A 17,770-nucleotide genomic window follows, 5' to 3' on the forward strand; every position below is an offset into this window, starting at 1 on the left:
GGCTCTCCTCGCAATCTCAGTAGCCGGTCATCTCCAGGTAGCCGATGCCCAGATTTTCGCCGCTCTGGGCATCGCTGGCGATCACTTCACCCTCCCAGTAGGGCACGCTGGTGTCCATCCAGCGTTCGGCGTGGGGCGCCTCGACGATCAGGTCGAGCCCGGCACGGGGGATCGCCAGGCGCCAGCGGGTCGGCACTTCGCGTCCGGCGGCCTCTTGGGTCGCGAGCGGTTCCATGTCGATCTCGTCCGGTGCCAGCGGGGTGGCCTCGCCCTCGGGGTCGATCCAGGTGCCGGAGCGGTAGTCACCACCGTCCGCCCCGCCGCCGCGTAGCTGGAAGGCCATCAGCTTGTGGCCGCTCGCCAGATGCAGCGAAAACCAGTCCCAGCCCCGCTGCTCGGGCCCCAGCAGCTGGCTGCTCCACTCGCGGTCGAGCCAGCCGCGTCCGCTCACCGTGCGGGTTTCGCCGTCCAGGGTGACCTCGCCTTCCACGCGCCAGAACGGCTGGCTGTAGTACATCGAGCCCTGGCCGTCGGCAGATTTCTGGCTGAAGCCTGCGGCGCCGTGTAGGACCAGCGGCCCCTCGGCGGTAAGCGCCAGGTCGTAGCCGAAGCCGCCGTGCTCGTCGTCCTGGTGGGCCGTCAGCTGTAGCTCGGCGAAGGTGTCGCCTGCGTTCATCTCCTCTGACGTGTCGTCTGACGTTTCTCGCTGGCTGGCCAGCTGCCAGTGGTCGATCCAGGCGCGAAACGGTTCGGCCACCGTACCCGCCTGGCCTGCGTCGTCAGAAGAATGGCTGCGGGCGAAGCGCTCCGCCACTCGGTGGGTGTCGCCGCGGGAGACCGCCATGTGCGCCATCCACAGCTGGTCGGCGGCCCAGGGGGCGGAGTCGGGGCGATCGTCCGGAGAAGTGAGCGCCTGGCGGAACAGGGTCCACTGCAGGCCCAGGGGGTCGCCGCGCTCGTCTTCGAGGTTGGCGGTGAGGTACCACCACTCGATGCGATAGTCCGGGTGGGCGGCGTGGTCCTCGGGGAAGCGCAGGGTAAGGCCCTCATGGGCCTGGGCGAAGTCGCCGGCCTCCTCGCCCAGCCCGGCGAAACCGGCGGTCTCGGTGGGCGGCGACTCCTCGGTGCAGCCCGAAAGCCAGAACACGGCCAGCAGCGACAACAGGGCGGCAACGCGCTTCATGTGGCCTCCTCCGCCAGCAGGGCGCGTGGTGGCGTACGCCACAGTTTCGCTGCCGGCAGTGCGGCGGCGGCCAGCGCCACGCCCACCGCGGTGGCCAGGGTCAGGGCCATCTCGGCAGGAAAGATGAACAGCGGCAGGCGCCAGCCGAAGGCCGCAACGTTGATCACCGCCACCAGCCCCAGGGCAAGCAGCGTGCCCAGCGGCAGCGCCAGGGCGCCGACGACGAAGGCCGAGCCGCCGAGCTGGGCCAGCTGTATCGTCATCAGCCGTGCGCGTGGCACGCCCAGCGCCCACAGCGGAGCCAGTTGGCGGCGGCGCTCCCGGGCCTGGGCCAGCAGGCTCGCCAGCAGCGCCAGGGCGGCCACCGCCAGAGTCAGCGCGGAGAGCGCTCGGGTGATGGTGAAGGTGCGCTCGAAGATCCCGGTGGCGATGCGCTTCACTTCGCGCTGGTCCACCAGTTCGTCGCCACCGATGGCAAAGCGCTGGCGCAGGCCCTCTCTCAGCGCCGTTCCGTCGCCGTTCGGGGCCAGTACGATGCCGATGGAGCCCGGCGGTGCGGCGAAGCGACTGACTAGCTGGGGCGTGGCCAGCAGCACCTCGCCTTGGGTGTTGCCGTAGTCGGGGTAAACGGCGGCTACCGTAAGAGTCTCCTCTCCGCCCGGTGCCGTCAGCGTAAGCCGGTCGCCCGGGGCGAGCCCCTCGGCAAGGGCGAGCTGCTCGTTGACGAAAGCGGCCTCACCCGCGGCAAAGGCCTGCCAGGCATCGTCACGTCCGGCCTGGGTAGCCAGCAGCGGCCAGCTCGGCATCAGCGTCGCCCCGGGAGTGATGCCGTAGACGCCCACCGGCAGGGCCAGTTCGCGAGTTTGCTCGCCGCGCTCCTCTGCGTAGTACTGTATGGCCACCAGGGTGGCCTCGCTGCGGCGGGTAGGCAGCAGCTCGTCGACCTCGGTGCTATCGGCCAGCCAGGCGTGGATGTCGTCGTGCTGCTCGGCGGGCGGGCGCAGGTAGAAGTCCGCCACCAGGCGCTGATCGAGCCAGTCGAGGAAGGTGAGGCGAAAGCCGCCGACCATGCTGCTCACACCCAGGTTGGCGGAAAGCGCGATCAGCAGCGCCATCATGGCCAGCGCCAGCCGGGGTAGCTGCAGCTGCAAGTCGGCCAGCGCCCACTGGGCCAGGGGGCGGCGGGCGACGAGGCGGCCGAGCCCGGCCAGCAGCAGGGCGATCAACAGCGGCAACAACAGAGCGCTGGCGAGCAGCAAGGCCCCGATCAGAGCGAAGCCGGCCAGCAGCCCCTCACCTGGTGGCTGGTAGGAGAGCCACAGCCACAGCGCCAGGCCGCCCAGGGCCACTGCGCCGCCCGCCACGCCCATCAGCTTGAGCTGGCGATGAAAGCCGGCGCGCCAGGCCTGGGCCTGGCCCAGCCCCAACACGCTCAAGTGTGCCGCTCGCCACAGCACGCCACTACCGGCCAGCAGCAGCCCGCCCAGCGTCACGGCGAGCCCGCCGAGCCAATAGTGCCAAGGCAGGTTGAGAGTCACCGCCACGTCGGCGCCATACAGGCTGCCCAGGGTGGCGGCCACGTCGGGTTGCAGCACGCGCGCCAGCCACACGCCGCTGACGATACCGGCCAGGGCGCCAAGCACTCCCAGCAGCACGAGCTCGAGGGCGAGGAGCCCGACCAGCCCACGTCCCGACACGCCGAGCGCCCGCAGCGTGCGCAGCAGCCCCAGGCGCTGTTCCAGGGCCAGGCCCAGCGCCGCCTGCACGATGAACAACCCCACGACCAGAGCCAGCAGAGCCATGGCGCTGAGATTGAGATGAAAGCTTTCGGTAAGCTGGCCCGGCGAGACCAGCGTGGCCGCCCGGGTCAGCACCAGCCCCTCGGGGGCTTGCTCCAGCGCGTTGGGAGAGGTGACCAGGCGGGCGATGCGCTCGCCGCTGTCGAGCAGCGCGGCGGCGGCGGCAATGTCCATCACCAGCGTATCGGGCGGCAGTGCGGGGGCCAGCGTCAGCGGCGGCAGCCGGCCCGCAGCCAGCTGCGGCTCGGCGCCAGCCGCTTCGCGGTGGCTCACGCCCAGGGCGGGCAGGGTGTCCGGGGCCACGCGTGTCTGCCACGGCGGGGTGAGAAAGGCGGTTAGTTCGCTGGTGCTGCCTGCCGAGGCGAAGGCGTTGTCGCCGGGCAGGGTGAAGGGGTCGATGCCGATCACCGTCAGCCGGGTGCCGTCCGGAGCTTCGATGGTGCCTTCCAGCAGCGGCGAGACGGGCAGGCCGGCTCGGCGTAGGCGCAAATAGTCGTCGCGGGTCAACGGCTCGCCGTCGCGCCGTTCCAGGCGGTCGAGCCCGGTGGTAAACAGCGCCTCGGCGCGAGCGTAGCTGTCGCGGGCCGAGGCGTTGATCGCCTGCACGCCGCTCCACAGAGCGCTGGCCACCCACAGCCCGAGCAGCAGCATGGCGAGCTGGCCGGGGTGACGCTTGTAGTGGGAGAGCAGGGTGGCGAAGGCAGTCAGCATCAGCGGCGGCTCGGCTCCGGTCCCGTGGGCTCCGATTCCGTGGGAGTGCCCAGCCGACCGTGGGTGAGGCGCAGGCAGCGGTCCAGCGGCGCCGCCACCTGGGGGCTATGGGTTACCAGAAGCAGGGCGCTGCCGGCTTCGCGCACCAGCTCCAGCAGCAGTGCAAGGACTTCGCCGGCGGTGGTTTCGTCCAGGTTGCCGGTGGGCTCGTCGGCCAGCAGCAAGGCGGGGCGAGGTGCCAGCGCCCGGCCGATGGCCAGGCGCTGCTGCTGGCCGCCGGAGAGCTGCTCGGGATAGCGCCGTTCCAGCCCTGCAAGGCCCAGCCGCTGCATCAGATGCGCCGACCAGTCGGCCTTTTCGCGCCCGGCCAGCCGCGCTTGCAGGCGCAGGTTGTCGCCCACGTTCAGGCTCGGCACCAAGTGGAACTGCTGGAACACCAGGCCCAGGGTATCGCGGCGCAGCCGGGCGCGGGCCGGCTCGTCCAGCGTGGAGATCGAACGGCCGGCCACGTCCACCTCGCCGGCGTCCGGCAGGTCGAGCCCCGCCGCCAGGTGCAGCAGGGTCGACTTGCCGCTGCCGGACTCGCCCATCAGTGCCAGGCTCTCGCCAGCGTCGAGCCGGAGGTCGACGCCATCCAGCACCGCAAGCGGCCCTTGAGGTGTGGGGTAGGTCTTGTGAACCTGGCGGATTTCGAGCATGGCGGTTCCCGTCGAGGTTACTGCGATGATTCCATGGTCGCAGAGTATCTGGCCAAGGCAGCAAGTAACTTACCATGACCACACGACTTCATGTGGTCAGGTTGGAAACAGAGGGAGCGGGGCGTGACCGTCACGGTATCCATGCATTTCGTCAACGAGCTGTTCCGCGGGGTGCCCGAGAGCGAGGTGGCCCGCGAGACTCATCTTGTCCGCGCAGGGATCTCGCCGTTTCTGCTCACCGCGCCCCATGGGCGGGTCACCGTCGAGCAGTTCGCCACTCTCTACCGGCTGCTGGTGAACGAGTGCGACGACGAGACGCCGGGGTTCTTTGCCCGGCCGCTGCGCGGCGGCACGCTCAAGCTGCTTTGCCTGAGCGTACTGGAAGCCCCCACGCTGAAGGTGGCGCTGCACCGCTATACGTTGTTCTTCCGCATCGTCCTGGACGACTTCGGCTACGAATACAGCGTCGAGAACGGACTGCTGAGGGTGGCCCTGGTAGAACATCAGCTACCGAAGGGCAGTCGCATCCTGGTGCACGAGCTGATGCTCAAGCTGTTTCACGGTATCGCCTCGTGGATGATCGCACGCAAGCTTCCACCGGTGATGATGGAGTGCGCCTACGCACAGCCGGCCCACAGCGCCGACTATCTCTACTTCTACCCGGGCAAGGTGAGTTTCGAACGGCCGCAAACGGCCATGTATTTCGATGCCGCCCTGCTCGAGCAGCCGATTCGCCAGACCAAGAAGCACCTGGGCGCCTTCCTGCGTCGGGCGCCGGCCGACTGGTTTTATGTCTCACTCGAGGAGCGGCTGGTGTCGCACCGGGTGCGCGAGCATCTCTCACGCCACCTTGCCACTGCGGGCTCGGTGCACGATGTGGCGCGGGCGCTGCATATGTCGGGCCGCACCCTGGCGCGGCGGCTGGCCGCCGAAGGCACCCATTTCCAGGCGGTCAAGGACGAGCTCCGGCGCGATTTAGCCATCCAGGCGCTGACCCGCTCCGAGCGGCCGCTGCTGACCGTTGCCGATGAGCTGGGCTTTCAGGACCTGGCCTGCTTCAGCCGTGCCTTCAAGGCCTGGACCGGCAATTCGCCCGCTGCCTATCGGCGGGCGATCGCGCCGTCACCTGCATGATTCTCCCGCTCAGGCCGGTTCGACCTTGGCCTGATCCCGGGCCAGCTCCTCCTGACGGGTCCAGCGGCGATAGAAGAGGGTGGCAAAGGTAGAGTTGATGACGATGAAAAGCGAATACATGACGGGCATCAGCAGGATGAGCTGCTGCGTTTCCCCCGCGAACGTCATGATCACGATCAATACCGCCAGCGGGCCGTTCTGGATGCCGGTTTCCAGCGATACCGTTCTGGCCTTCTGCGGATTAAGCCGCAGTACACGAGAGAAGAGGTAGCCGAAAGCGAAGCCGATCAGGCCGATCAGGATGACGGCGGCATACACTTCCCAGCCGGTCTCGACCAGCAGACGCCAGTTCCTGGGCACCCAGGTCACTACCAGGAAGAGAATGACGACGGCGCCGAGAATTCCGCCCATCAGTTCGATCACGGCACCGATATTGGAGTTCTTGCGGCGCAACCACATGCCGATAAGGGTCGGAATCAGCAGCACGAAGAGCAGCCGGGCGATCTGATCCGGCGGGATGCGGAAGGCATCGTCGATGCCTTGGGTGTAGAACTCCATCAGCAAGGGCACCATGATGAAACCGGCCAGGGTGGAGCAGATGGTCATCATGATGCTCAAGCTGAGCAGGCTTTTGGAAAAATAGGCGAAAATGTTGCTGGTCGTACCACCGGGCATACAGCCGATCAGCACCAGGCCCACCGTTTGCTCAGGCGTCAGATTCAATACGCGCGAAAGCAGAAAGGCGATCAACGGCATCAACATGTACTGGGAGGCAAAGCCTACCCCGACTGCCTGAGGATGGCGCAAGGCCAACTTGAAATCCTTGAAGGTCAGCGACGCTCCCATGCCGAACATGATGATTACCATCATGATGGACAACAAACTCTCTTCCAATGGACTCAGCATTCTTCATTTGCTCCACTTTTTTGTTATCAGCGCCGATAAAGCCACCGATGCTTCGGTCAGGCTCGAGTCACGCTGGCGCGTACTTCCTTGCGCAAGACCTTGCCGACCGGTGTCTTGGGCAATTCGTTCCAGAACACGACTTTCCGGGGCACCTTGTAGGCAGCCAGCTCCTGCTTGCAATGCGCAATCACGTCCTTTTCGGTGATGCCTTCTTCGCGCAAGACCACATAAGCATGGACGGCTTCGCCGGTATGGTCGTCGACGACACCAATCACCGCCGACTCCTGCACCTGTGGAATGCGGGCGATACAGTCTTCGACTTCATTGGGGTATACGTTGAAGCCGCTGACCAGAATCATGTCCTTCTTGCGGTCGACGATGGTGAAATGCCCATCTTCGCTCATGACACCGATGTCGCCCGTGTAGAACCAGCCATCCTTGATGGCGCTGGCGGTTTCCTCCGGGCGATTCCAGTACCCCTTCATCACCTGCGGCCCACGAACGACGATTTCGCCCGGCTCGCCAAGCGCTACCGGCTCGCCCTGCTCATCGACGATTCGCACGTCGGTATCCGGGGCGGGTATGCCGATGGAGTCCGGGCGCTCCTGGCCGATGGGGTTGAAACAGATGACCGGTGACGTCTCGGTGAGTCCGTAACCCTCGGCAATCGGGCTGCCCACTACCGTGCGCCAACGCTCGGCGACCGCCTTGTGCAGGGCGGTGCCACCCGCCAGGGCAACCTTCATCGACTGGGGCGGATAGACGGTGAACCACTCTTCGTTCAACAGCGCGTTGTAAAGCGTGTTGACTCCCGAGATCCAGGAAATGGGGTAGTTGTCGAAAGCGCGCTGGCAGTTCTGTATCGGGCGTGGATTGGGCACCAGCACGTTGTGCGCGCCCTTGTGATAGAAGGCCAGCAGGTTAACGGTGAAGGCAAAGATGTGGTAGATCGGTAGGGCCGTCAGGATGCACTCCTTGCCCGGCTCGATGTGGCCACCGGCAACCGAGTCCACCTGCTCCAGATTGCTGATCAGGTTGCCGTGGGTCAGCTCGGCGCCCTTGCTGACCCCGGTGGTGCCCCCCGTGTATTGCAGCAAGGCGGTGTCCGAGCGGGTCAAATGCTGCCAATACTGGCGAACCTCGGTGCCGGTGGCGGCCTGCGCTTCCCGTCCTTTCTTCAGGGCCTGGTCGATGGTGTCGACATCCAGCCGGTGTACGGGAATTGCCCGGTTCCAGTATTTCAGGACGAGCTTCAACACCCCCTTCACGACGGGAGGGAACCACTGGGCAACGGAGGTCACCACTACCTGCTTGATGCCCGTGTTTTCAATGATGGCCTCCAGCTTGTCGACGAACATGTCGACGATGACCACTGCTTGGGCACCGCTGTCATTGAATTGATGCTCCATCTCCCGCTTGGTATAGAGCGGATTGACGTTCACCAGAATGCAGCCGGCCTTGAGAATGCCAAAGACAACGACGGGCAGCGTCAGGCAGTTGGGCATCTGCACGGCGACACGGGTGCCGGCCTCCAGTTTGACGCACTCACGCAGATACACGGCGAAGGCATCCGACATCTCTTCGACGTCGGCATAGCTCAGCCGGCCGTTCATGCCGTTGGGCATGCAGGTGGTGAAGGCGAGCTGTTGGCTGTAGTGCTGCCCGGCCGCCTGAATCAGTGCCGGCAGGTTGTCGTGCAGGTGGTGGCTGGCGGTTGCCACGCTGGCGTCGGATTGAGTGTCCCGGTAGTGGCGTGCCCAGGGCTTGTGATCGTAGTAATGTGCATTCGCCATGAATGGCCTCTCGTGATGGCCTGGCTGCTGTGTGCGGTGGCACTCTTGGCCCCGCTCAGCGACTCAGTCCCATTATTATTCATTGTCTACAGTAACCAGCTCTGTCGTTTAACAACAGTTGAACAGCAGTCGCCACAGGGGCCGCCGAGCGACCCCTTCCTGCTGCCGTCTGCGGAATCACACCTCCTGGCGAATGCGCTTCTTGTCGAGCTTGCCCACGCTGGTCTTGGGAATCTCGTCGACGAAGCGCACGAACGACGGAATCGCCCAGCGGTTGATGCGTCCCACCTCGACGAAGCGCTCCAGGAATGCCTGGACCTCCTCGGCCTTGGGCGGATTATTGAGATCGCTGGGTACCGCAAGTGCGGCGGGGCGCTCGCCCCACTTCTCGTCGGCCACGCCGATCACCGCCACCTCCGAAATGCCGGGGAACTGGCCGATCAGGTTCTCCAGCTCCAGCGAGGAGATCCACTCGCCGCCGGTCTTGATCACGTCCTTGATGCGGTCGCGAATCTGCAGGAAGCCGCGCTCGTCGATCACCGCCACGTCGCCGGTGTGCAGCCAACCGTCGCGCCACAGCTCTTCGCTGCGCGTTTCTTCCTTGTAATAGCTCTGAGTGAGCCAGGGGGCGCGTACGCGCACTTCGCCAACGCTTTCACCGTCGTGGGGCAGCGGCGAGCCGCTCTCGTCGACCACCTGGAGATGCACCAGCGGTACGGCCACGCCGGCCTTGCAGCGCCATGGCAACTGGGTGGCGAAATCGGCTTCGTTGATGTCCCGGGGCAGGATGTCGGCGGTGAGCAGCGGGCAGGTCTCGGACATGCCGTAGGCGCTGCGGGTGTCGATGCCCAGCTCCCACGCCTTCTGCGCCAGCGGCTGAGTCAGGGCGCTGCCGCCGACAAGTACCTTCCAGCCGGTGAGATCGACCTTGCCCGAGGCGATGGCCTCGGCGCTGACCACCATGTTGAGCAGGGTCGGCACGCAGTGGGAGAAGTCGACCTTCTCGCCAACCAGCAGCTTGACCAACATTTCAGGTTCGTAGCGCCCGGGGTAGACCTGGGTGGCGCCCATCAGCGTGGCGGTGTAGGGCACGCCCCATGCATGCACATGGAACATCGGCGTGATCGGCATGTACACCTTGTCGCGGTTGAGCAGCTCGAAGCCTGGGGTCTGAAAGGCGTTGGCCTCGCCTAACGTGTGCAGCACCAGCTGGCGATGGGTGAAGAACACGCCCTTGGGGTTGCCGGTGGTGCCGGTGGTGTAGAACAGCGTGGCCACCGCGTTCTCATCGAAGGTGGGAAAGTCGTAACGGGTCGGCTGCTCGGCCAGCAGTGCCTCGTATTCGCCGGCCAGGGCGAGCGAACTTTGAATCTCGGCAGGAGCATCCTGGCACAGCAGGTAGCCGCGAACGCGCGGCAAACGCGCGGCCAAGGGCTCGAGCAGCGGCACGAAGTCCTCGTGAACCAGTACGAAGTCGTCTTCGGCGTGCTCCATGGTGTAGAGGATCTGCTCCGGCGACAGGCGTACGTTCACCGTGTGCAGCACCGCGCCCAGCATGGGGATGGCGAAGAAGGCTTCCAGGTAGCGGTGGCTGTCCCAGTCGAGCACCGCCACCACGTCGCCGGCCTTGACGCCCTGGGCGCTGAGCACGTGAGCCAGCTGGTGTACCCGCTCACGGAAGCGGCGATAGTCGTGGCGGCTCAGGTCGCGGTAGACGATCTGGTTGCTTCCGGCCATGCGCACGCCCGAATCGAGCAGTTCGCCGATCAGCAGCGGCGGGTTGGTCGCGGAGGGCGTGGCAGGCAGGATCTTGGGCGTGACGGTCGTCATGTGCGGCTCCTTGTCTTTGTTTCCGTCCTGATGCGCTGACCCGAGAGGGTCTCGGGCGCAGTCGCTTGTGGGTGCTCTCAGCAGCGTTCGATCAGCAAGGCGATCCCCTGCCCGCCGCCGATACATAGCGTGATCAGCCCGTAGCGGCCGCCGGTGCGCTCCAGCACGGCCAGCGCCTTGATGGTGAGTATCGCGCCGGTGGCGCCGACGGGATGCCCCAGCCCCACGGCGCCGCCGTTGGGGTTGAGCCGCTCGGCGGGAAAGTCCAGTTCCTGGGCCACTGCCATGGCCTGGGCGGCGAAGGCCTCGTTGGACTCGATCACGTCGATGTCGGCAATGCTGAGCCCGGCCTCGTCGAGGCAGCGGCGTACGGCGGGAATCGGCCCCAGGCCCATCACGCTCGGCTCGACCCCGGCAGTGCTGGCGCAGATAAGCCGGGCTCGCGGCGTCTGGCCGCGGCGACTGGCTTCGTCGGCATGGGCCAGCACCAGGGTGGCGGCGCCGTCGTTGATGCCCGAGGCGTTGCCGGCGGTGACCACACCTTCCTTGGCGAAGGCGGGCTTGAGCCGGGCGAGGTCTTCCAGCGTGACGCCCTCACGCACGTGTTCGTCACGGTCGAACTGCCGTTCGTTCTTGCCTTCGCGCACCGTGACCGGAACGATCTGCTCATCGAAGCGGCCCTCGGCGATGGCGCGGGCGGCCTTCTGGTGGCTTTCCAGGGCGAAGCGGTCGATTTCCTCGCGGCCGAGCCCGCAGCGCTTGGCGATGTTCTCGGCGGTCACGCCCATGTGGCCGCTGCCGAAGGGGTCGCTGAGTACGCCGAGCGTCAGGTCGGTGACGTTGGCGTGGCCCATGCGCAGGCCGTTGCGCGCCTGGGGCGGCAGCAGGTAGGCGCCGCGGCTCATCGACTCGGCGCCGCCGGCCAGCGCCAGACGGCTGTCGCCGAGCACGATCTGCTGGGCGGCCGAGAGGATCGCCTGCACGCCGGAGCCGCACAGGCGGTTGACGTTGAACGCCGCCGCGCCGTCGGGCACGCCGGCCTCCAGGGCAGTGTGGCGGGCCAGGTAGGCGTCCTGGGGTCCGGTGGTAATGATATGGCCGTAGACGGCGTGGTCGATCTCGCCAGCCTCGACGCCGGCACGGGCCAGCGCCTCGCGGGCGGTAACGGTGCCCAGCTCATACGGGGCGAGCCCGGCCAGGCTGCCGCCGAAGCTGCCGATGGCGGTGCGCGCACTGCCGAGAATGACGACGGAATCGAGCCGCATGGTGTTCTCCTGTCTTCTTGAATTGCCGTGAGCAAGCGATCAGGCGGCGTCGCTCTTGCCGAGCAGCGAGCGGGCGATCACTTCCTTCATGATTTCCGAGGTGCCGGCGTAGAGGGTCTGCACGCGGGCATCGAGATAGAAACGCGAAATCGGGTATTCCCGGGTATAACCATAGCCGCCGAACAGCTGCAGGCAGGCGTCGATGGTGCGGCACTGCATCTCGCTGAGCTGCAGCTTCAATATGGCGGCATCTGTGCTGCTCATCTCGCCGCGGCGGTGCTTGGTCACGCACTGTTCGAAGTAGGCGCGGCCCATGTCGATCTGCGCGCGCACCTCGGCCAGGGTGAAGCGGGTGTTCTGAAAGTCGCCCACGGCGCGGCCGAAGGCGCGGCGTTCACGCACGTAGTCGAGGGTCAGCGCCAGCGCCCCCTCCATGGCTCCCAGTGCCTGGGCCGCCACACCGAGGCGCTCGCGGGGCAGCTCCTGCATCAGGTAGGTAAATCCCGAGCCCGCTTCGCCGAGCAGGGCATCTTCGGGCAGGCGCAGGTCGTCGAAGAACAGCTCGGCGGTGTCGCTGGCGTGCTGGCCGATCTTCTTGATCGGCTGGCCGCGGGAGAAGCCGGCAAGCGAAGTGTCGACCAGGAACAGCGACACACCGCGAGCACCGGCGGCGGGGTCGGACTTGGCGCAGACGATCACCAGGTCGGCCACTTGACCGTTGGTGATGAACAGCTTGCTGCCGTCCAGTCGCCACCCCGTTTCGGTACGGCTGGCGCGGGTCTTCATCGCCGCCAGGTCGCTGCCCGCGCCGGGCTCGGTCATGGCGATGGCGCCGATGGCCTCGCCGCTGGCCATGGCCGGCAGCCAGCGCTCGCGCTGGGCCGGCGTGGCGATGTGCAGCAGGTAGGGCATGACGATGTTGGCGTGAATGTTATAGGCGCTGGCTAGGCCGCCGAAGCCTTGGCGCGAGATCTCCTCCAGCGCCAGCTGGACGATGGCGAAGTCGGCGCCGCTGCCGCCTAGCTCATCAGGCAAATCGATGCCCAGCAGGCCGGCCTCGCCGAGCTTCGTCCACAGCGAGCGCGGCATCTCGCCGGCGGCCTCCCACGCTTCGTAGTGAGGCGCCACTTCCTGCTCGAGGAAGCGGCGGATGGTGTCGTGGAACAGCGGCGTCAGGTCGTCTTGCGGTGCAGTCATGGGTCAGCTCAGGTCCTTGCGCAGGTGGCGCTTGAGTATCTTGCCGGCGGTGCTCTTGGGCAGGGCGTCGGCGAACAGGATGCGCTTGGGCACCTTGTAGGGCGCCATGTGGGCCTTGGCGTGGGCGATCAGCTCCTCTTCGCTCACTTCGGCTCCTTCCTTGGTGACCACCACGGCGGTGATCGCCTCGATCCACTTCGCGTCGGGCAGGCCCACCACGGCGACCTCGGAGACGGCAGGGTGCTTGAACAGGCCCTCCTCCACCTCGCGGCTGGCCACCACCACGCCGCCGGTGTTGATCACGTCCTTGATGCGGTCGACGACGTAGAGGTAGCCCGCCTCGTCGAAGTAGCCCACGTCGCCGGAGTGGAACCAGCCGCCGGCGAAGGCTTCCTCGTTCATCTCGGGCTTGTTCCAATAGCCGGTAAGCAGCTGCGGTGAGCGGTGGACGATTTCACCGTGCTGGCCGGGCGGCACGTCGTTCATCTCCAGATCGACGATGCGCGTTTCCACCGTGAGGATGGGGCGGCCCGCCGACGCCGGGCGCTCGGCGTGCTCCTCGGGGCGCAGTACGGTGGCCAGCGGCGCGATCTCGCTCTGGCCGTAACAGTTGTAGAGCCCCACGCCGGGCAGGCGCTGCTGCAGTTCCTCCAATACCGGCACCGGCATGATCGAGGCGCCGTAGTAAGCCTTCTTCAGCGTGGAGAGGTCGAAGGTGTTGAAGTCGGGATGGCGCAGCAGGCTGATCCACACCGTGGGCGGGGCGAAGAACGAAGCGATGCCCTCGCTTGCGATCTGCGCCAGGCAGTCGTCGGGCAGCGGCGCCATGTGCAGGTGTACCGGAGCACCCAGCAACAAGCCCGGCATCAGGAAGACGTGCATCTGCGCCGAGTGGTAGAGCGGCAGGGCGGCCAGCATCGGCTCGTCGCCCTTGATGTCGAGCTCCACCATGCAGGCCATGTACTCGGCGAGCAGCGCCTGGTGGGTCATCATCGCCGCCTTGGGCGCTGCCGTGGTGCCCGAGGTGTAGAGCAGCTGGGCCAGACTGTCGGCAGCGACGGCCACGTCCGGCTCGCTGTCGTCGCTGGCTTCGTCGAGGGCCGCCTGAAGCACGTCGAAGCCGGTCCCGCCTTCGGCGTGCAGTGTCCCGGAAAGCGTGAGGCCGAACCCTTCGCTCGCTTTCGTCACGTTGTCGGCCAGGCTCAGGTCGCTAAGCAGCCCGACGGCACCGGACTGCTCTAGGATGTAGTGCAGCTCGTCGGCGCTCAGCGCGAAATTGACCGGCACATGGACCAGGCCGGCGCGGGTAGCGGCCAGCCAGGCAATGGCGTAGGCGTCGGAGTTCTTGCCGTAGGCGGCCAGGCGGTCGCCCGGCGTCAGGCCCGCCGCCAGCAGGCGGTTGGCGACCCGGTTGACCGCCCGGTTCAGCTCGGCGTAACTCCAGCGCCGGCCTTCGAAGGCCAGCGCCAGCTTGTTGCCATGCTTGCGTGCGCTGCGGCTGAGCGCGGCGCCGATGGTGTTCTGCTGAATCCTGAGAGTGTTCTGGTTCGAATGGCTCATCTCGACCTCTGCTCAGGCGCCGTTGACCAGATGGCACTGGCTTTCGGAAAGTGGGCGGAAGGCTTCTTCGGCAGGAATGGTGCGCACCACACGGAACAGGTCGTCCTCGTTCTCGGACTCTTCCGGTGTCTTCACTTCGACCAGGTACATGTCATGCACCATGCGACCATCTTCCCGGATGTAGCCGCCGGTGGCGAAGATGTCATTGATCGGGGTTTCCGCCATCTGCCGGCGCACGGCCTGGGCTTCGTCGGTACCGACGGCTTCGATGGCCTGGAGATAGTGCAGGGTGCTGGAGTAGAGGCCGGCGTGAACCATGGTGGGCATGCTGCCGGTGCGCTCGCGGAAGCGCTCGGCCCAGGCGCGGGTCTCGTCGTTGAGATCGTAGTACCACGCCTTGGTGAATTGCAGCCCCTGGGCGGCATCGAGGCCGATGCTGCGTACGTCGGTGCTGAACAGCACCATGCCGGCCAGTACCTGACCCGCCTGGGTGATGCCGAATTCGCCCGCCGTGGTGATGGCATTGATGGTGTCTGAACCGGCGTTGTTCAGCGCAATGACATCGGCGCCGGAGGCCTGGGCCTGAAGCAGGAACGAGGAGAAATCGTTGCTGGGGAAGGGGTGGCGCGCCTTGCCCACGATAGTGCCGCCGTTTTCGAGTACCACGCGCTCCACGTCGCCCTCCAGGGCGTGACCGAAGGAGTAGTCGGCGCTCAGCAGATACCAGTTCTTGTAGCCTTCCTCGGTGATCGCCTTGGCGGTGCCGTTGGACATGGCCCAAGTATCGTAGACCCAGTGGATATGGTTGGGCGAACAGCTCTCGTTGGTGACGCCGGAGGAGACGGCGCCGTTGACCAGCCCCAGACGGTTCTCCTCTTCCAGCAGCCGCACGGCGGCCAGGGTGACGGAAGAGGCCACCAGGCCGGTGACCATATCGACGTTACGTTCGTCGATCCACTCGCGAACGATGCTCGAACCCACGTCCGGGCTGTTGCGGTCGTCGGCACTGAAGACCTCGATGCTGGCGCCTGCCACGCTGCCGCCCACGTCTTCGATAGCCATCTGGATGGCATCCAGCCCCATGGGGCCGATGGGGTCACGATAGGGGCCCGACATGTCGGCCAGGTAGCCAATGCGGATCTCGTTGTCGGTGATCTCGGCCTGAGCGGTATGGCCGGCCAACAGGATGGAAGCGGCGAGTGCTCCCAGGGCGAAGCGGCGTGTCATTGTCATTGTGTAGCCTTTGGCTTGTTGTTGTGACATCCGGCGCGTAGAACGCCGTCTGTGTATAAGTCTGTGTACAGTCTGGTGAACTTTTGTGCGTAGGTGCTGAACTGCCTGTGCATAACGCGATTCAGCCCCTGACGGCACCTTCATGTTAGGAGGAAAGCGATTCGCCAGGTTTACGCATCGAGCCACACTTTTTGCATTTCGTGCCATCTCGCGAGGGCAAAGGCGCAAATAAGACTTTAGTTCAAAGGAAGGGGTGGCAGAACGTGCCATCTGTCGTTTACGGCACTGAATCGAGTGAAAGCCGAGGGAGTGGCTATCGAGGGAGTGGCTATCCGCTCTTTCTGAGCTGATGCGGTGATTTTCCCGTCCAGCGTTTGAAGGCTCTTCTGAAGTTCGCGCTGTCGCTGAATCCCAGTCTTGCTGCGATGTCCTCCGTGCTCATTTTCGTTGCCAGCAGATACTCGGTTGCCAAGGTGCAGCGTGCGTCATCCAGTATTTCCCTGTAGCTCGTCATTTCCGCATCCAGCTTTCTTCGCAGGGTACGTGTGGTGATGCAGAGCAAATTGGCGACGGCTTCCATGCTGGGAAAGCTGTTCGGTGACATCATCAGGACTTGATAGACCTCCCCCGTGATTCCAGACGACATCTTGGTCTGGCCGAGAAGTTGGTTGCAGGTCTCCTGAAGCAGCTTGATGGAGAGCCGATTGCCCAACAATGGAGATTGGTCGAGAATTTCCTTGGGGTAGTGGATTTCACTCGTCTCTTGGTCGAAATGGCACTCGCAGCCAAGATACTTTTCGTGGATCTCCCGGGTGCCTTCGCCGGAATAGGCAAGCAAGGCCTTCGTTGGCGTCAGGCTTGGGCCGACGGCGTCTCGAATATGAATGACGTTCTGCGCCATTTGCTGCTGGATAAGGAAGTTGCGCGTGTCGATGTTGGTGATATACGAGTAGGCTTCCCTGAATGCGAAAATGGCCGACTCTTCAGACTCCCGCCATGTCATATGCAGGGTCGGCGTCGCCAGGGGATGATATTTCACGCCGAAATTGAAGTAATCACGAATGGTCGGACTGGTGAGCAGGGCGTATCCATACATACCGTAAGCCGTCAAATGCAGCCTGGCGGCAGTCTCGAAAGGGGTGGAGAGGTTGGCCCCTGCTTCAATGACGTTCGTGCACGCATCGATGTACTGCTTGATGGACACCAGGGTGGCCGGGTCCGCGAGCGCCTCCTGATCCAAGCCAACACCATCCATCACCACCTCGGGCGCGATGCCCTGTGCTGCCACGGCATCGACCAAGGCGGCAATCTTGTAGGGTGCGTAGATCTTCTGATTCAGCAGGTTCGTTTGGAAAGCAGGCATGGCTGCCTCGATGAATGTCCGAAAAAGACCTCATGAAGACCGTTTCTGACCTTCCTTGAGCCCAGGATACCTTTGTAGAGTAGCCCCAGACAACATCGCTCCCGAGGCCATACATGAGGGGTCGCCAAATGAGCACCAGCCAGGTCTGGGTTGTCGGGAGTGGAAACACCTCTTTTATAAAAACAGCATCAAGCTGATTGAAAGGTAAGGAAAACAAGATGAAATCCCAGCACGCCATCATGCTCGCGGGGTTCGCCATCGGCGTGAGCCTGGCCTCCCTGAGCGCCACCGCTCATGCTCAAGAGCAGTGGACCATGACCACCACCTGGCCGGACAGTATCGATGCGATCAAGATCGACCGCCACTGGGTGGAACTGGTCAACAAGATCGCCGGCGACGAGCTGCAGATCGACTTCCGCGCCGGCGGCACCCTGATGCCCGGCACCGAGGTGTTCGATGCCACCGAGACCGGCAGTATCGACGCCTCGGGCGACTGGCCCGGCTACTGGGCCGGCCGCAACCCGGCGTTCTCGCCGCTGGCCTCCACGCCCATGCTGTTCAATGCCGTCGACTACCTCAACTGGATTCAGCAGTGGGGTGGCCGTGAGCTCTACGAGGAGGTCTACGGCCAGTTCGGTCTGGTTTACTTGCCATATGGTGTGCTGAACAACGAGTCCGGCTTCATGGGGCGCACTCCCATCGAGAGCCTGGCCGACCTGGACGGCAAGCGCCTGCGTCTTGCCGGACGTGACCAGGGCCGTGTGCTCGAACAGCTCGGCGGCTCGCAGGTCACCCTGGCCGGCGGCGAGGTCTACCAGGCCATCGAGCGTGGCGTGGTCGACGCCGCCGAATTCTCGGCGCCGGGCATCGACTACAGCGTGGGCCTGGCTGAAGTGGCGGACTATTGGGCCACCCCGGGGTGGCACCAGTCGGCGACGGTGTTCGGCGTGATGATCAACCAAGACGCCTGGGACGCCCTCTCCGAAGAGACCCAGGAGAAGCTCAAGATCGCTGCCGACGCCACCATGGCCTGGTCATTGGCCTGGTCCGAGAGGGAGTCGACCGAGGGCACTCAAAAGTTCATCGATGCCGGCGTGA

General features: G+C 65.2%; 13 protein-coding genes. 2 read left to right on the top strand and 11 right to left on the bottom strand.

Annotated elements, in window-relative coordinates:
- Positions 1-16: 16 nt before the first annotated feature.
- From AC2VNO_RS14145 to AC2VNO_RS14155, 3 genes are read right to left on the bottom strand one after another with little or no spacing between them, the layout of a single operon-like run.
- On the bottom strand, positions 17-1,183 hold the full coding sequence (locus AC2VNO_RS14145) for a lipocalin-like domain-containing protein (protein WP_486934723.1): 1,167 nt from the start codon (positions 1,181-1,183) through the stop codon (positions 17-19).
- A complete protein-coding gene (locus AC2VNO_RS14150) occupies positions 1,180-3,693 on the bottom strand; it encodes an FtsX-like permease family protein (RefSeq protein WP_486934724.1) in 2,514 nt (837 codons plus the stop codon). Before AC2VNO_RS14150 ends, AC2VNO_RS14145 begins: the two co-directional genes overlap by 4 nt.
- Positions 3,693-4,391, bottom strand: a complete 699-nt coding sequence (locus AC2VNO_RS14155) for an ABC transporter ATP-binding protein (RefSeq protein WP_486934725.1) — start codon at positions 4,389-4,391, stop codon at positions 3,693-3,695. Before AC2VNO_RS14155 ends, AC2VNO_RS14150 begins: the two co-directional genes overlap by 1 nt.
- A gap of 123 nt (positions 4,392-4,514) precedes the next feature.
- On the opposite strand from AC2VNO_RS14155, the gene AC2VNO_RS14160 reads away from it, so the two are divergent.
- Complete coding sequence (locus AC2VNO_RS14160) at positions 4,515-5,525, top strand: AraC family transcriptional regulator (protein ID WP_486934726.1); 1,011 nt, start codon at positions 4,515-4,517, stop codon at positions 5,523-5,525.
- Between the two features lie 9 nt (positions 5,526-5,534).
- On the opposite strand, the gene AC2VNO_RS14165 is transcribed toward AC2VNO_RS14160, so the two are convergent.
- The 8 genes from AC2VNO_RS14165 to AC2VNO_RS14200 form a co-directional block, all read right to left on the bottom strand.
- The gene (locus AC2VNO_RS14165) at positions 5,535-6,395 is read right to left on the bottom strand and encodes a bile acid:sodium symporter family protein (protein WP_486934738.1); all 861 of its coding nucleotides are present in this window, start codon (positions 6,393-6,395) and stop codon (positions 5,535-5,537) included.
- 92 nt (positions 6,396-6,487) lie between these two features.
- Complete coding sequence (locus tag AC2VNO_RS14170) at positions 6,488-8,224, bottom strand: AMP-binding protein (RefSeq protein ID WP_486934727.1); 1,737 nt, start codon at positions 8,222-8,224, stop codon at positions 6,488-6,490.
- A gap of 177 nt (positions 8,225-8,401) precedes the next feature.
- A complete protein-coding gene (locus AC2VNO_RS14175; protein ID WP_486934728.1) occupies positions 8,402-10,054 on the bottom strand; it encodes a fatty acid--CoA ligase in 1,653 nt (550 codons plus the stop codon).
- A gap of 77 nt (positions 10,055-10,131) precedes the next feature.
- Positions 10,132-11,319 (bottom strand): beta-ketothiolase BktB, encoded by a 1,188-nt coding sequence (gene bktB / locus AC2VNO_RS14180; protein WP_486934729.1) that lies wholly within the window; start codon positions 11,317-11,319, stop codon positions 10,132-10,134.
- Between the two features lie 39 nt (positions 11,320-11,358).
- Positions 11,359-12,516, bottom strand: coding sequence for an acyl-CoA dehydrogenase family protein (locus tag AC2VNO_RS14185; protein ID WP_486934730.1), 1,158 nt, complete (start codon positions 12,514-12,516; stop codon positions 11,359-11,361).
- 3 nt (positions 12,517-12,519) lie between these two features.
- On the bottom strand, positions 12,520-14,076 hold the full coding sequence (locus AC2VNO_RS14190; RefSeq protein WP_486934731.1) for a fatty acyl-CoA synthetase: 1,557 nt from the start codon (positions 14,074-14,076) through the stop codon (positions 12,520-12,522).
- A 12-nt stretch (positions 14,077-14,088) separates the two neighbouring features.
- A complete protein-coding gene (locus AC2VNO_RS14195; protein WP_486934732.1) occupies positions 14,089-15,309 on the bottom strand; it encodes an ABC transporter substrate-binding protein in 1,221 nt (406 codons plus the stop codon).
- Between the two features lie 328 nt (positions 15,310-15,637).
- The gene (locus AC2VNO_RS14200; protein WP_486934733.1) at positions 15,638-16,672 is read right to left on the bottom strand and encodes an AraC family transcriptional regulator; all 1,035 of its coding nucleotides are present in this window, start codon (positions 16,670-16,672) and stop codon (positions 15,638-15,640) included.
- 218 nt (positions 16,673-16,890) lie between these two features.
- Here AC2VNO_RS14200 and dctP point away from each other — a divergent pair.
- A partial coding sequence (gene dctP / locus AC2VNO_RS14205) for a TRAP transporter substrate-binding protein DctP (protein WP_486934734.1) occupies positions 16,891-17,770 on the top strand: 880 nt, incomplete at its 3' end.

This window comes from Halomonas sp. TH-94 (genome assembly GCF_057473365.1).

Bases quoted from the DNA above. Each gene is read 5' to 3' on its own strand.
- bktB (WP_486934729.1), bottom strand. From the start codon at position 11,319: ATGCGGCTCGATTCCGTCGTCATTCTCGGCAGTGCGCGCACCGCCATC.
- AC2VNO_RS14200 (WP_486934733.1), bottom strand. From the start codon at position 16,672: ATGCCTGCTTTCCAAACGAACCTGCTGAATCAGAAGATCTACGCACCC.
- AC2VNO_RS14195 (WP_486934732.1), bottom strand. From the start codon at position 15,309: ATGACAATGACACGCCGCTTCGCCCTGGGAGCACTCGCCGCTTCCATC.
- AC2VNO_RS14165 (WP_486934738.1), bottom strand. From the start codon at position 6,395: ATGATGGTAATCATCATGTTCGGCATGGGAGCGTCGCTGACCTTCAAG.
- AC2VNO_RS14175 (WP_486934728.1), bottom strand. From the start codon at position 10,054: ATGACGACCGTCACGCCCAAGATCCTGCCTGCCACGCCCTCCGCGACC.
- AC2VNO_RS14170 (WP_486934727.1), bottom strand. From the start codon at position 8,224: ATGGCGAATGCACATTACTACGATCACAAGCCCTGGGCACGCCACTAC.
- AC2VNO_RS14185 (WP_486934730.1), bottom strand. From the start codon at position 12,516: ATGACTGCACCGCAAGACGACCTGACGCCGCTGTTCCACGACACCATC.
- AC2VNO_RS14145 (WP_486934723.1), bottom strand. From the start codon at position 1,183: ATGAAGCGCGTTGCCGCCCTGTTGTCGCTGCTGGCCGTGTTCTGGCTT.
- AC2VNO_RS14155 (WP_486934725.1), bottom strand. From the start codon at position 4,391: ATGCTCGAAATCCGCCAGGTTCACAAGACCTACCCCACACCTCAAGGG.
- AC2VNO_RS14190 (WP_486934731.1), bottom strand. From the start codon at position 14,076: ATGAGCCATTCGAACCAGAACACTCTCAGGATTCAGCAGAACACCATC.
- AC2VNO_RS14150 (WP_486934724.1), bottom strand. From the start codon at position 3,693: ATGCTGACTGCCTTCGCCACCCTGCTCTCCCACTACAAGCGTCACCCC.